The organism is Streptomyces sp. NPDC001415 (assembly GCF_053597395.1).
Window position 1 is genome coordinate 210,235 of record NZ_JBSFIE010000004.1, and the last position, 14,444, is coordinate 224,678.

Consider the following 14,444-nt stretch of genomic DNA (forward strand, 5'->3'; position numbering starts at 1 on the left):
GCTGAGCCGCGCCGCCCCCGCCCCGGGCAGCGGTCCCCGGCCCGGAATCAGGGACGGGCCAGGGCTTTCGCCCGTGCGGCTCCCGGCCTTCGGGGGCGCGGCCGGGAGGGACGTCGGCGGACCGGACGCGGGTGAGCGGACCGGACCGACCGCACACCGGACGCTACGGCCGGGTAATCTCGCTCTGCAATACCGGTTCCGGAAGTTTTCGCGAGCCCGCGCCCGGACGTCGGTGACTTGTCATCACCGCAGTGGTTTCGCTCCGGAAGTTGTCATCCGGTGAGGGGTTTCACCTGTAACCAGCCGTCCGGACATTCTTCATGGGGAGAGAACCGGGAACTTTGGCGCGAATGGCTTGGAGGGCACGGCTGTATTGCGCACCAATCGACAAGAAAAACCGGCCGGTTGCTCATCCAGGGCACAAGAACGGGCCTTGCTCGGCACACTCTTGACCGGAAGGATTGTGCACCGATGTTTCTCGCAAGTAACGTCCGCATCGTCACGGATCGTACGTGGCCGAATCCGTACCCGTAGCTGGTGAAATCGGAGGAATTTACTGTGCGAAGCACCCTGGGAAAGCTTGCGTTGGTATGCGGCGCCGCGACGGCCGCATTCGCTCTGGCGACCGCGCCCGCCCTGGCGGCGGCGCCCACGAACTGGGTGATCGGCCCCGACTCGCCCGAGAGTTTCACCGCCGCGTCCACCAATGTCGTCCTTTCCGTCAACGGCATCGACATGACCTGTACGTACTCGGACGCCGGGGGCACCGTCCAGAGCGCCACCGGCAACCCGGCGGCGGTCGGCAGCATCGACCCGGCGCACTTCGGCAGATCGGGTGAACCGTGCACCAGCTTCCTCGGTGCGGTGGACACAGTGGCGAACACCCCCTGGACGCTGAACGTGACCGACTACGACGCGGGCAGCGGCGTCTCGCAGGGCTACATCTCCAGCGTCAACGCCCGTGTATCCGTGGCTACTTGTGCCTTCACCGTGACCGGCACCGCGCACGGCACCTACACCAACTCGACCGGTGACCTGGCGATCGCGGCCAACCCCACCGAGCTGACGGTCTCGGACCCGACGGCGGGCTGTTCCGGGGTGGTGGCCGCGGGTGACCACCCGACGTTCAACGGCGACTATTTCGTGGTGGTCAGCGGCACCAGCACGCACCCCACCATCGTCGGCTCGTAACGTCGCATGATGCATCGCGTACGCCCGGGACCGGCGGGCCGGGCCCCTGGCCGGCCGGTCGGTCCCCCAGCTGCGGCGCAGGCGCCGCCGGCCGTTTCGAGGAGCTGACGAGTGGAGCTGAACGCGACGTGACAGGCACCCTGGGCCCGGTCGGCCGGTGGCGGAGCATGCGCGGGCGGGGCGCGGTCGCGGTGGCCACCGTGGTCCTGGCCGGGATCGTGCCGGGCGCGGACGTGGCCGTCGGCGACCAGCGGGTGAGCACCGAACTCGCCTACAGCTGCGCCTTCCCGGGCGGGGCTCGACCGGTGAAGGTCGGGGTCGGCGCCGGGTTTCCCGACCGGGCGGCTCCGGGCGCACCCATCCGGCCCGCCGAGGTCACGACATCGGTGACGCTGCCCGATGCCGCGGTCGCCGAGCTCACCACCCTCCACGCGGCCAAGACCGGCGCCACCACCCGCCTGACGACCGAGGTGGCCCAGAACGGCGCCACCGCCCCGGCGCTCTGGCAGGGCACCGCCCCTTCCGTGCCGCTCACCACGACGGGCGGCGCCGCACTCCAGGCGACCGGCGAGGTCCCCACCGTCACCGCGAACAGCCCCGGCGAGCTCACCGTGACGGCGGCGGGCCTCACCCTCGACTTCAGCCCCGTCACCGCCGAGGGCGCCGCCACCGCCCCCGCCATCCTCTCGGTGACCTGCACACTCACCCCCGGCGCACCGGCCCTGCTCGCCAAAGTGCCCGTAGACGCGGCCGGTTCCTCACCCACCCCGGCCCCCGGCGCCTCGGCGACGGCCCCCGCGACCGGCGGACCGCGACAGCCCTCGCCCGGCGGCGGCCCGAAGGTCGTCCCGCCGAAGGCGCAGGGCTCCCCGCCCGCCGCCGCGCCCGAGTGCCGGGGCGACACCGCCAACCCGGTCGCGCTCGCCGCGTACACCACCGGATACTCCAACGCCACCAAGATGAGCGGCGCCTCCCTGATCCCCGTCTTCTGCACCAAGGTCGTCCAGGGGCCCAGCCGGCTCAAGCGCATCGAGGTCAGGCCGGGCGTCTTCGAACTCCATCTGCTCCAGACCTCGGCGGGCCGGCTCGACTACCAGGGCCGTGCCCAGACCCCGCCAGGCCCGGCGACGTTCCTCACCTTCGGGTTCATGCCGACCACCGCCACGATGACGCTGGAGGAGACCGGGCCCATGGTCATCGACTCGGACCTCAACAACACCGCGGGACACGGCGAGACGTACATCAGGATCCCGCTGGTGCTGCGCATCTCCGAGGTCAAGGTCAATGGGACACCCCTCGACGTCGGCCCCAACTGCCGTACCACCAGATCCCTTTACTCCGATGACCCGGACCCGGCGAAGAACACCAAGGACCACGTGGTCCTGCTCGGGAAGCTCAAGAAGGGCACGGACACCGTCTGGCGGGGCTACTCGCTCTCCCGGGGCGGACCGCTCGACGGCTCCGTGACCATTCCGCCGTTCACCGGCTGCGGGGTGGGCGAGGACCTGAGCCCGCTGTTCACCGCGTCCGTGTCCGGGCCCGCCAACACCGTCAAGCAGAACCAGGGGGCGCCGTGCGCGTCCGGCATCCCGGACGACCCCGCGAAGCTCTGCACCCCCGACAAGCAGCCGACGAACGTACCGCTGCCCCTTCGTTGAGAACCACGGCGGTGCCAATTCGGCCAACTCTCCTGCTGCACACGGCTGTTGCCGCGCCGCCCAAACCCGTACCGGACATCCGTACAGGACGTCACGAGTCGAGACGTTGACGTCGAGAGGGGAAGACCTCATGAGACCCAGACCCGCATCCACCCGTCTTCGTGCGGGACTGCTTGCCACCTGCACGGCCCTGACCGTCATGGGGACCGTCGGTCCGGCCGCCGCCGACTCCGCTCCGGCGACCCGACTCGGGGGCCAGTGGGCCCCGTTCACCCGCTGCCCGGTGGACGACCCGGCGATGCTGGCCGCCGACGGGCGCGCCGAAATCGCGCAGTGCATCGCCTCCCACGCGGCGAGCGGCTCCATCAAGCTGGGCAGCACCGAGGTCGCCACCGGCGCCAGCGACCTGCAGATCGGCGTGGTGCAGCACACCGGCGGCGCGCCCACCCTGATCGCACCGGCCGGCGGCGCGCTGATCGCCGACTCCGCCGACATCCCGGGCGGACTGCTCGGCCTGATGTGCCCGAGCGACATCCCCGTGATCGGAGACATCTGCCGGCAGATCACCAACAGCACCCTCAACCGGGTCACCGCGACCGTCGAATCGGCCGGTGCGCCCACCGACTTCAACCTCACCGCGGGTGCCACCTCCGGGCGGCCGATCATCGCGCTCCCGGTCCGCGTCCACCTCCAGAACCCGTTCCTCGGCGGCTCCTGCTACATCGGCTCCGCCGCCCACCCGATCGTGCTGCGCCCTCAGAACATCACTGCCCCGGCCCTCGGCATCAAGCGCTTCGACGGCGACGGGACGCCCAATACCGCGGGTGTCATGAACCGCCTCGCCCTCACCGGAGCGAGCCAGACGGACACGACGTTCGCGGTGCCCGGTGCAAGCGGTTGCGGACTCGCCGGGCTCCTCGACTGGGCCGTCAACCTCAAGACGGGACTGCCCTCGGCGGCCGGCAGGAACAGCGTCGTACTGGACAGCGCCTCGACCCACCTCGCCGGTCTGAACGCCCCCGGGACGGTCGTCCCGAACGACGGCAAACTGCTCTCCCAGTACTGGCATTCAGCTGCGCGGTAACCCTCGCCCGCCCTCACCCGACGGCTGCCCGTGCGTGCTCCCGCCGGGCCGCGCCCGAATCGGCCGACAACCGATGCCCCATGAGTGGAACGCCGCCCCAAGTGTTGTCCCTCACACGGGAGTTGTTCTAGGTTCAGCAGTCCGCGAAAGGTACGCACCTGTCGGTCGGTGGGAGCGCTTTCTCCCTCGGCCCTCCCCCGCCGGGCGCCGTAGTGCAAGGGGAGTGAGATGCCCGCAGCCGCGCAATCACCGGACATCCAGGAGCCGCTGGGGCCGCTCCCACAGGAGTTCGCCGCGATCATGCGGCCCGAACTGCCGGGCCTGCTCAAGGAGATCGGCGCCGAGATCACCCGCGCCTACCCCGAGTACGCCCGGCTGCTCGAAGGACCCTACGGCGAGGCGATCCGGGTCGGCGTGGAGCAGAACCTCGCCGTCTTCGTCGACCAGGTCGCCTCCCCGAGCGCGCCCTCCACGCTGCGCGACGAGATGTGCCGCCGCTTCGGCCGGTTCGAGGCGTACGAGGGCCGGAGTCTGGACACCCTCCAGGGCGCCTACCGGCTCGGCGCCCGGGTGGCGCTGCGCCGGGCCAAGAAGATCGGCCGACGCTACAAACTCTCCCCCGCGCTGATGCTCAGCTTCGCGGACGCGCTCTTCACCTACGTCGAGGAGTTGGAAGTGCTCTCACGCGAGGGCTATCTGGAGGTCACCTCGTTCTCCGGGGAGCGCTCGGACGCGCTGCGAAGACGATTACTGCATCTGATCCTGGCCGGGTCCCCGGTGCCGCGCGCGGCGATCGCCGAGCTCGCCGACCGGGCCCACTGGCCGCTCCCCGAACGGGTCACGCTGGTCGCGCTCCGATCCGGCGGTGAGCTCACGCGGGCGGCGTTGGACAACGATGTCCTGATCGATCCGGGCGAGCCGCTTCCGCATCTGCTGGTGCCGGGCCCGGTCGACGACATACGAAGACGGATGCTGGACGCGGCCCTGCACGGCTCGTGGGCTGCGGTCGGACTTGAGGTGCCCATCGGCGATGCGTCCGATTCCCTGCGCTGGGCCCGTCAGGTCCTCGAACTCGCCGCGTCGGGGGTCATCGACAACGACTTCGGCACGCTGTACTGCGAGGACCACCTCGTCACGCTATGGCTGCGCTCCGACCCGGCGCTCCTCGAACACCTCGGCCGCCGCGAGCTCGCGCCGCTCGACGCGCTGACGCCCGGGCGGCGCGACCGGCTCATCGAAACCCTGCGGACCTGGCTCGCGACCCGGGGTACCGCCGCCCAGATGGGCGAGCTGCTTGACGTGCACCCGCAAACCGTGCGCTATCGGATGCGCACCCTGGAGTCCGTCTTCGGCGAGCGCCTCACCGATCCCGAACACCGGTTCGCCACCGAACTAGTGCTACGCGCAAGGGACCTGAGCCACCGGGATCGGCCTTGAACTTGCCCCGATCGGCGCCATAATCATCCGATTCACTTCGAAAACAACGGATAAATATCGTCAAGTCCCAAGGCCGGAGCGAACCCGCCGCTGGATATGCCCGTCTGGATGGGCGGATGTCCGAAGGATGTCCGTACCACCCGCACTACGCCAGAGGCATACCGTATGTCTTCGCATCTGCCGGCTGTCTTCCGCGGCGCCGCCGCCCCGCACCCCCGCACCCTGCTCGACGTACTGGACGCGACGGCGGCCGCCCATCCGGGCGCACCCGCACTCGACGCGGGCGGCGAGAGGCTCACCTACCAGGACCTGTGCGACCGGATCACCGAACGCGCCGTGCGGCTGACCCGCCACGGCATCGGCCCCGGCGACCGGGTCGGCGTCCGGATCCCGTCCGGCACCTGTGACCTGTACCTCGCCATTCTGGCGGTCCTGCTGTGCGGCGCGGCGTACGTGCCGGTCGACGCGGACGATCCCGAGGAGCGCGCGGCGACCGTCTTCCACGAGGCGGGGGTGTGCGCCGTGATCGAGGCCGACGAGCGCATACTGCCGGGGCCCGTGGCGCCGCTGGCCGAGCGCTGGCGGCCCGCGTCGCCCGACGACGACGCCTGGATCATCTTCACCTCCGGTTCCACAGGGCTCCCCAAGGGCGTGGCGGTCACCCATCGTTCGGCAGCCGCGTTCGTGGACGCAGAGGCCCAACTCTTCGTCAGCGAACGGCCGTTGGGCCCCGGCGACCGGGTGCTCGCCGGGCTCTCGGTCGCCTTCGACGCCTCGTGCGAGGAGATGTGGCTGGCCTGGCGGCACGGCGGGTGTCTCGTTCCGGCGCCCCGCTCCCTTGTGCGGGCGGGCCACGAACTCGGGCCCTGGCTGATCGAACACGGCATCACGGTGGTCTCCACGGTGCCCACACTCGCAGCCCTCTGGCCGGACGAGGCGCTCGACGAGGTCCGGCTCCTGATCGTCGGCGGCGAGGCCTGCCCGGGCGCGCTCGCGGACCGGTTCGCGGTCAAGGGCCGCGAGATGTGGAACACCTACGGCCCCACTGAGACGACCGTGGTGGCGACCGCCGCGCGCATGCTGCCCGGCGAGCCCGTCCGCATCGGACTGCCCCTGGCTGGCTGGGAGTTGGCGGTCCTGGACGCGGCCGGCGAGCCCGTTCCCTACGGCGGCGAGGGCGAGCTGGTCATCGCGGGCGCGGGCACCGCCCGCTACCTCGATCCCGCCAAGGACGCCGAACGGTTCACGCCGCTCCCCCTCCTCGACACCCGCCGCGCCTACCGCACCGGCGATCTCGTACGGGCCGACGCGGCCGGGCTCGTCCACCTCGGGCGGACCGACGACCAGGTCAAGGTGGGCGGGCGGCGGATCGAACTCGGCGAGATCGACGCCATGTTGAGAGCGCTTCCCGGCGTGCGCGCGGCGGCCGGAGCGGTGCGCGGCACTCCGGCCGGCGGCCAGGTCCTGGTCGGCTACGTGGTGCCCGAGCAGGGCGGCTTCCGCGCCGACCAGGCCCGCGGCTTCCTCGCCGAGCGCCTGCCGGCCGCCCTGGTGCCGCTGCTGGTCGAGGTCACCGAACTGCCGACCCGCACCTCGGGCAAGGTCGACCGGGACGCCCTGCCCTGGCCGCTGCCCTCCCAGCGCGGCCCCGCCGGCGACGCCGCCGAGGACGGCTCCACCGCGTGCCGCCTCGCAGGGGCGTGGGAGCGGATGCTGGGCGTGCGCCCCGAGCCGGACAGCGACTTCTTCGCGCTCGGCGGCTCCAGCCTGAGCGCGGCCCGGCTCGCCTCCGAGCTGCGCGAGCACTACCCCGGGGTGTCCGTCGCCGACCTCTACCGCCGCCCCGTACTGCGCGACATGGCCCAGCACCTGGAATCCCTCGAAGGCCCGGCCGCCGAGGCCCGGCCCGTGCGGCCGGTACCTCGTGGCGCCGGGGTGGTCCAACTCCTCGTCACAGCAGGGCTGTTCGGGATCGCGGGCCTGCGCGGTCTCGTCGGTCTGGCCGCGCTCGACAACCTGTTGGGATGGCTCGCACCGCAGGCCTGGGCGCCGCACACCTCCTGGTGGTTCGTGACCATCGGCACGCTCCTCCTGATGAGCGCGCCCGCCCGCTTCGCGATCGGCGGCGGGGCGGCGCGCCTCCTGACCCGGGGCGTCAGGCCCGGCGCGTATCCGCGCGGCGGCCGCGTCCACCTGCGGCTGTGGACGGCCGAGCGCGTCGTCGCCGCGTTCGGCGTCGCCTCCCTGCTCGGCACGCCGTGGGCCCGGCTGTACGCGCGTTCGCTCGGCTGCCGGGTCGGCCCCGGGGCCGCCCTGCACGCCATGCCCCCGGTGACCGGCCTCGCGACGATCGGCCGGGGTGCGAGCGTGGAGCCGGAGGCCGACATCAGCGGCTGGTGGCTGGACGGCGCGACCCTGCACATCGGCGCGGTCCGCGTCGGCGACGGCGCCCGGGTCGGCCACCGCAGCACCCTGATGCCCGGCGCGGTCCTCGGCGCGGACGCCGAACTGGAGCCGGGCGCCTGCCTGGACGGGCAGGTACCGCCCGGCCGGCGCTGGCTCGGCTCACCGGCGCGGCAGGCCGAATCGTACGAGCGCGCCGCCGGCACCGGCTGGCCCGCGCCGCGCCCCGAGCGCTCGCGCCGCTGGGCCGCCGCGTACGCGCTCTCCCTCATCGGCCTGCCTATGCTGACGCTGCTGTCCACCGGGCCCGCGCTGGTCGGGGTCTACTACCTGGTGCGGTCCTGCGACACGCTCTCGGCGGTCGCCGTGCGCCTGCTGCTCGCCGCGCCGCCCATCGCGGTGGTCACCACCGTGTTCTCGATGCTGACGCTCGCCGCCCTGGTCCGGATCCTCGGACGGGGTCTGAAGCCCGGCTTCCATCCGGTGTGCGGCGGCGTCGCCTGGCGCGCCTGGCTGGTGACCCGGCTGCTCAACGGCGCCCGCGGCAGCTTCTTCCCGCTGTACGCGAGCCTCGCCACCCCGGTGTGGCTGCGGCTGCTCGGCGCCAAGGTGGGGCGGCGCGCCGAGATCTCGACGGTGCTGCCGCTGCCCTCGCTCCTGACGGTCGAGGACGGCGCGTTCCTCGCCGACGACACCCTGGTCGCACCGTACGAAATCCGGGGCGGCTGGCTGCGGTTGGGGACGGCGACCGTGGGGCGCAGGGCCTTCGTCGGCAACTCGGGCATCGTCGGCCCGGACCGGCGGGTGCCCGACGGCGCGCTGGTCGGCGTGCTGTGCGACGCGCCCGCGCAGAGCGAGCCGGGCAGTTCGTGGCTCGGCCGGCCCGCGCTTCCGCTGCCGAGGGTGCCGGCCGCGGCCGACCCCGGCCGCACCTTCGAACCGTCGCGGGGACTCGTGCTCGCCCGGTCCGCGGTCGAGCTGTGCCGGGTACTGCCGCTGATGTGCTCGGTTCTGCTCGCCGAGGCCGTCCTCGTCGGCGAGCAGAGCGCTCTCAACCGGGGCGGGCTGCCGCTGGCCGCCCTGGCCGGGACCGTGCTGCTCGTGGTCGCGGCCGCGGTGGCGGGGCTCACGGCGACCGCCGCGAAGTGGATCCTGGTCGGCCGGTTCGAGGCGGGCGAGCATCCGCTGTGGTCGTCCTTCGTGTGGCGCAACGAGCTGTACGACACCTTCGTCGAGTCCCTCGCCGTGCCGTGGATGGCGGGCTCCTTCACCGGCACGCCGGTCCTCAACTGGTGGCTGCGCAGCCTCGGCGCGCACATCGGGCGCGGGGTATGGCTGGAGACGCACTGGCTGCCGGAGACCGATCTGATCACGCTGGGGGACGGGGCGAGTGTGAACCGGGGTTGTGTGCTGCAGACCCATCTCTTCCACGACCGGATCATGCGCCTGGACACGGTTCGGCTCGCCGAGGGCGCGTCACTCGGCCCGCACAGCATCGCGCTGCCCGGCACCGACGTCGGCGCCCGGGCCTCGGTGGGTGCCGCCTCGCTGGTGATGCGCGGCGAGAGCGTGCCGCCGGACACCCGCTGGGCGGGCAACCCCATCGCGGGCGAGCAGTCGTCCGAGGCCCAACTCCCCATGCATCAACCAATGGTGACGATCCGTCAGGGAACCTCTCGGGAAGGGAGCGCCGCATGACCCGGTGCACGCGGCGGTCGCTCGTCCGGGTCGCCGCCCTGTCCGCCCTCGGCGGTCTCGCCGTGGCGGACGAGGTGACCACCGGCCGCAGGGACCGTTATTTCCCGCAGCACGGCTCGTACGGCCACGACACGCTCGCCTACGACCTGCGGATCGCCTACGACTCCGTCAGCGGTCAGCTCGCGGGCACGGCGCTCATCCAGGCCGTCGCCCTGCGGCCGCTCGACCGGGTCGAGCTCGACCTCTCCCGGCTCAGCGCGCACACGGCGCACGTCGACGGCAGGGCCGCCCGCATCCGCCAGCGGCAGGGCAAGCTGTATGTGACGCCCAGTCAACCCGTCGCCGCGGGCGAGCTGTTCACGACCAAGGTGCGGTACGGCGGGCGGCCCGGGCCGATCCGTTCGCCGTTCGGGAGCATCGGCTGGGACCGTACCGGCGACAGCCACGACGGCACCCTGGTCGCCTCGCAGCCATTGGGGGCGCCGTCCTGGTTCCCGTGCAACGACCGGCCCGACGACAAGGCCGCGTACACCTTCCGGGTCACGGTGCCGCGCGATCGGCAGGCTCTCGCGAACGGGACGCTCACCGAGTGCCGCAGCGAGGGCTCCACCGATGTGTGGACCTACCACCACCCCGGCCCCATGGCCACCTATCTGGCAGCGCTCTACACCGGCCGCTTCCAGCACGACAGCGTGCTCGCACCGGGGCCGCCGGGCGGCCGACCGATCCCGGTGCACAACGCCTATCCGTCCCGCATCGCCGAGGCGGCTCGGCACGATCTGGGCCGCCAGCCCGACATGCTGCGGCACTTCTCGGAGCTGTTCGGGCCGTACCCGTTCGAGGCGTACGGGGCGGTCGTGGTCGACGCGGACCTCGCCGCACCCGTCGAGAACCAGACCCGCTCGGTGTTCGGCCGCAACCACATCGACGGGCGGCGGGGCTGGGAGACGCTGGTGGCCCACGAGCTGGCGCACCAGTGGTTCGGCAACAGCGTGGGCATCCGCGAGTGGCGGCACATCTGGCTGAACGAGGGCTTCGCGACGTATGCCGAGTGGCTGTGGTCGGAGCACATCGGCGAGGACAGCGCCGACGAGATCGCCCAGCGCGAGTGGCGGAGCCTCGCGCGGCGCGGCCAGAACCTGCGGCTCGCCGAGCCGGGCCCGCGCCGCATCTTCGACGACCGGCTCTACAACCGGGGCGCCTGCACCCTGCACGCGCTGCGTCTGACGCTGGGCGACGAGCGGTTCTTCGCGGTGCTGCGCGGCTGGCACGCGGCACGGCGCGGCCGGATCGGCGACACCGCCACCTTCATCGCCCACGCCGAGTCCACGGCCGGGGAGCCGGTCCGTCCGCTGCTCCATGCCTGGCTCTACGACAAGGGACTCCCGGATTTCCCGACGAAGACGGCCAGTTGACGGCCGATTGTCGTGAGGCCGATCGGCACGGCTCGCTCGTGCCGGTCGCTCGCGCGGCTCGCTCGTGCGGCTCGGCCTCCTTCGCGAGCGTCGGGCGGCGCCCTTCGGGACCCGGCTCGTTCCATCGTCCGTAACCGCCCCCTCCGCGCTGTCGTCGTATACAAACCTTTCCGGCGGCGCGGATTCCGGGCGCTTTTATGCCACATTCTGGTGATGTATGTCCCTTGCTAAGTCCCCTATGCCACCCCTTACTGTGCGCTTGGCTGTTACGGGCCGATTTCTTAGCCGTCAGGTTTGCCGGTGGTCAGATTTCTTGGTGGACAGGTCTCTTGGTGGTCAGGGGGAGGGTCACGTGCGGATACCGCGGGCACGACGAGGGAGGCTGTTCGCGGTGCAGGTGCTGCGCGGCCAGGCGCAGGTGGAATTCATGCCGAGTGCGCTGACCGGGGCGATCTTCACGGTGGCGCTGTTCACCGCGGGCTGGCGGTACGGCCTCTACGGGCTGATCGGCACCGCGATCGGCACGGGTACCGCGCGGCTGCTCGGGGTGGACCGGGGCAGGGTGTCGGCCGGCCTTGAGGGGTTCAACGCCTGTCTCGTGGCGGTCGGCTTCGCGGTGTTCCTCGGGCCCGGGTACGCGTCCACGATGGTGCTCGCGGCGGGCGGCTGCGCGGTGGTCACCGTGGTGACCGCGGCCGCCACGACCCTGCTGCGCGGCTGGGGCCTGCCCTCCCTGACGCTCCCCTTCTGCCTGGTGGCGAGCGCTATGACGATCGCGGCGCCCGCCTTCGAGCGGGTGTGGCACGGCGGTCCGGCGACGGCCGAACTGAGCCGGGCCGCGAAGGGGACGGTCGCCCTGGCCGTCGACGACGTGGCTCGCGCGTTCTTCGCGAACATCGCGCAGGTCTTCCTCATGCCGCAGTGGTACGTGGGCCTGATCTTCCTCGTCGGCATCTTCGCGGCCAGCCGGACGGCGGGGGCGATGGCCTGCGTCGGCAGCGCGGTCGGAGTGCTGACCGCCTGGGTGCTCGGCGCCCCCACCGCCAGGATCGTGGACGGCACCATGGGCTACAACGCCGTGCTCGTCGCGATGGCGCTGTGCGGGGTACTGCTCGCGGCCGACCGCTGGAGCCTCGGCTTCGCGGTGGCCGGGGCGGCCACGGCGACCGTGCTCGGGCCCGCCCTCAACGCGATGTTCGCACCGGCCGGCGGGCACTCCTTCACGTGGCCGTTCGTTCTCACCACCCTGGTGTTCGTCGCCTCCGTACCCGCGCTGCCAAGGCTCCACCGCACCGGGGCGCCGGCCGTCCTGCCCCTGACCGAGCCGGTCGGCTCCGACGTCGTGCTCGGCGCCTGAGAGCCTGCGCCCGAACGTTCGGACACGGGCTCTCAGGAAGCCCTCCGGCGCTTCACTCACCCGGCCTACACCGCATGCGTGTCACCTGCGGCGGTGTGAGGGTGCCAGTGTGACCACCGCCAGCGGTACAGCACCCGTGTCCTCGCCACCCGTGCTCGATGTCCGGCAGCGGAACATCGTGTTCGGGACGATCATGCTCGGGATGCTGCTCGCCGCGCTCGACCAGACCATCGTCGGCACCGCGCTCCCCACGATCGTCTCGGACCTCGGCGGCGCCGCGCACATGTCGTGGGTGGTCACCTCCTACCTCCTGGCGGAGACCGTCGCGACCGCGCTCGTCGGCAAGTTCGGCGACCTCTTCGGCCGCAAGGTCGTCTTCCAGGTCTCCGCGATCACCTTCATCACCGGCTCGTTCCTGTGCGGTCTCGCCACGAACATGTCGCTCCTCATCGCCTGGCGGGCCCTCCAGGGCATCGGCGCGGGCGGCCTGATGGTGACCGCGATGGCGTTGATCGCCGATGTGATCCCGCTGCGCGAACGCGGCAAGTACCAGGGGGCGATCGGCGCCGTGTTCGGCGTCTCGACCGTCATCGGGCCGCTGCTCGGCGGGCTCTTCACCGACCACCTGAGCTGGCGCTGGGCGTTCTACGTCAACGTTCCCATCGCGATCCTCGTGGTGATCGCGGCGGCCCGGAACATCCCCTCGGTCCGCTCCGTGGCCAAGCCCGTCATCGACTACCTCGGCATCGGTCTGGTCGCGGCCGGGGCCAGCGCCCTGATCCTGGCGACGAGCTGGGGCGGCAACGAGTTCGCCTGGGGCTCACCCACGATCATCGCCTTGTTCGCGGGCGGCCTGATCGCGCTCGCCCTGTTCTGCTGGGTGGAGACCCGGGCCGTCGAACCGATGCTGCCGATGCGCCTCTTCCGCAACCCGGTCTTCACGGTGTGCTCGGTGCTGAGCTTCATCGTGGGCTTCGCGATGCTCGGTGCGATGACGTTCCTGCCGACCTATCTCCAGTACGTCGACGGCGACTCGGCCACCGTCTCGGGTGTGCGCACCCTTCCCATGGTCATCGGCCTGCTCATCGCGTCGATCTTCAGCGGCAACGTGGTGAGCAAGACCGGCCAGTACCGGATCTTCCCCGTCGTCGGCGCCCTCGTCATGGGTGTGGGCCTGTACCTGCTGTCGCTGATGGGGCCGGGCGTCAGCGCTTGGCTGGAATCGCTCTACATGTTCGTGCTCGGCCTGGGCATCGGGCTGTGCATGCAGGTCCTCACCATTGCCGTGCAGAACACCGTCGACTACGCGGACCTGGGCACGGCGACCTCCGGTGTCACCTTCTTCCGTACGCTCGGCAGCTCGTTCGGCACCGCCGTCTTCGGCACCATCTACGCCAACACCCTGAAGCCGAACCTCCAGGACGCGGTGGCCGCGGCCGCGAGGCTCAGCGGCGCGAATCCGGCCCAGCTCGGGCAGGCCGCGCAGTCTCCGGGCGGGCTGCACCAACTGCCCCCGGCGACGGCCGCCCCCATCGTGCGGGCGTACTCGGACAGCCTGCACACGGTGTTCCTGTGGACGGTGCCGGTCGCCGCGGTGGGTTTCCTGGTGGCGCTGTTCCTCAAGCAGGTCGAGCTGCGCGACACCGTGCGGTCCGCCTCGACCGACATGGGCGAGGGCTTCGCGCAGCCGACCACGGGCGACTCCGCGAAGGTGCTCGAACTCGCCGTCGGCAAGATCGTGCGGGGCGCGGACATGACCACCGCGCGGCGGATCGTGGCGGCGTCCGACACTCGGCTCGACGTGGCGGGGGCCTGGGCGGTCATGCAGGTCGAGCAGTACACGCGCATGGTCGGGCACGCGAGCCTCGGCCTGATCGCATCTCGCCGCCATGTGCCACCGGAGGTGCTCGTGCCGGTGTTCCAGCGGATGGTCGACGAGGGGTTCCTGAGCCGCGAGGGCAACTACTTCTCGCACACCCCGGCCGGTGAGCGCGAGGTCGCGGCCATCACCGAGTCCTGGTCGACGTGGCTGAACGAGCAGTTGGAGAAGGACCGCGGCCGCCCGCGCAGCGCGGAACTCCGCGCCGCCGCCGACGCCATCGCCAAGCGGCTGCTGGCCGAGGACCTGGCGAACGGACTGCCCTCCGTCCGCGAGAAGGTGGGTGCGGGTGCGGTAAGCCGCGTCTGAGCGGGTCGGCGGC

General features: G+C 71.8%; 8 protein-coding genes. All 8 read left to right on the forward strand.

What is annotated here, in order from left to right:
- The first annotated feature begins 558 nt into the window (after positions 1-558).
- The 8 genes from ACWC2B_RS07190 (at position 559) to ACWC2B_RS07225 (ending at position 14,431) form a co-directional block, all read left to right on the forward strand.
- On the forward strand, positions 559-1,191 hold the full coding sequence (locus ACWC2B_RS07190; protein WP_450715435.1) for a hypothetical protein: 633 nt from the start codon (positions 559-561) through the stop codon (positions 1,189-1,191).
- Between the two features lie 128 nt (positions 1,192-1,319).
- Complete coding sequence (locus ACWC2B_RS07195; RefSeq protein WP_450715436.1) at positions 1,320-2,849, forward strand: DUF6801 domain-containing protein; 1,530 nt, start codon at positions 1,320-1,322, stop codon at positions 2,847-2,849.
- 130 nt (positions 2,850-2,979) lie between these two features.
- Positions 2,980-3,933, forward strand: a complete 954-nt coding sequence (locus tag ACWC2B_RS07200; RefSeq protein ID WP_450715437.1) for a hypothetical protein — start codon at positions 2,980-2,982, stop codon at positions 3,931-3,933.
- Positions 3,934-4,161: 228 nt separating this feature from the next.
- A complete protein-coding gene (locus tag ACWC2B_RS07205; RefSeq protein ID WP_450715438.1) occupies positions 4,162-5,370 on the forward strand; it encodes a PucR family transcriptional regulator in 1,209 nt (402 codons plus the stop codon).
- Positions 5,371-5,535: 165 nt separating this feature from the next.
- A complete protein-coding gene (locus ACWC2B_RS07210; protein ID WP_450715439.1) occupies positions 5,536-9,471 on the forward strand; it encodes a Pls/PosA family non-ribosomal peptide synthetase in 3,936 nt (1,311 codons plus the stop codon).
- Positions 9,468-10,886 (forward strand): M1 family metallopeptidase, encoded by a 1,419-nt coding sequence (locus tag ACWC2B_RS07215; protein WP_450715440.1) that lies wholly within the window; start codon positions 9,468-9,470, stop codon positions 10,884-10,886. Before ACWC2B_RS07210 ends, ACWC2B_RS07215 begins: the two co-directional genes overlap by 4 nt.
- A 352-nt stretch (positions 10,887-11,238) precedes the next feature.
- Positions 11,239-12,243 carry an urea transporter gene (locus ACWC2B_RS07220; RefSeq protein WP_450715441.1) on the forward strand — a complete coding sequence of 335 codons (1,005 nt, stop codon included), beginning with the start codon at positions 11,239-11,241 and terminating at the stop codon, positions 12,241-12,243.
- A gap of 109 nt (positions 12,244-12,352) precedes the next feature.
- Positions 12,353-14,431 carry an MDR family MFS transporter gene (locus ACWC2B_RS07225; RefSeq protein WP_450715442.1) on the forward strand — a complete coding sequence of 693 codons (2,079 nt, stop codon included), beginning with the start codon at positions 12,353-12,355 and terminating at the stop codon, positions 14,429-14,431.
- Positions 14,432-14,444 lie beyond the last annotated feature (13 nt).

Excerpts from the sequence above, each read along its gene's own strand:
- ACWC2B_RS07200 (WP_450715437.1), top strand. The coding sequence starts at position 2,980 with ATGAGACCCAGACCCGCATCCACCCGTCTTCGTGCGGGACTGCTTGCC.
- ACWC2B_RS07205 (WP_450715438.1), top strand. The coding sequence starts at position 4,162 with ATGCCCGCAGCCGCGCAATCACCGGACATCCAGGAGCCGCTGGGGCCG.
- ACWC2B_RS07210 (WP_450715439.1), top strand. The coding sequence starts at position 5,536 with ATGTCTTCGCATCTGCCGGCTGTCTTCCGCGGCGCCGCCGCCCCGCAC.
- ACWC2B_RS07215 (WP_450715440.1), top strand. The coding sequence starts at position 9,468 with ATGACCCGGTGCACGCGGCGGTCGCTCGTCCGGGTCGCCGCCCTGTCC.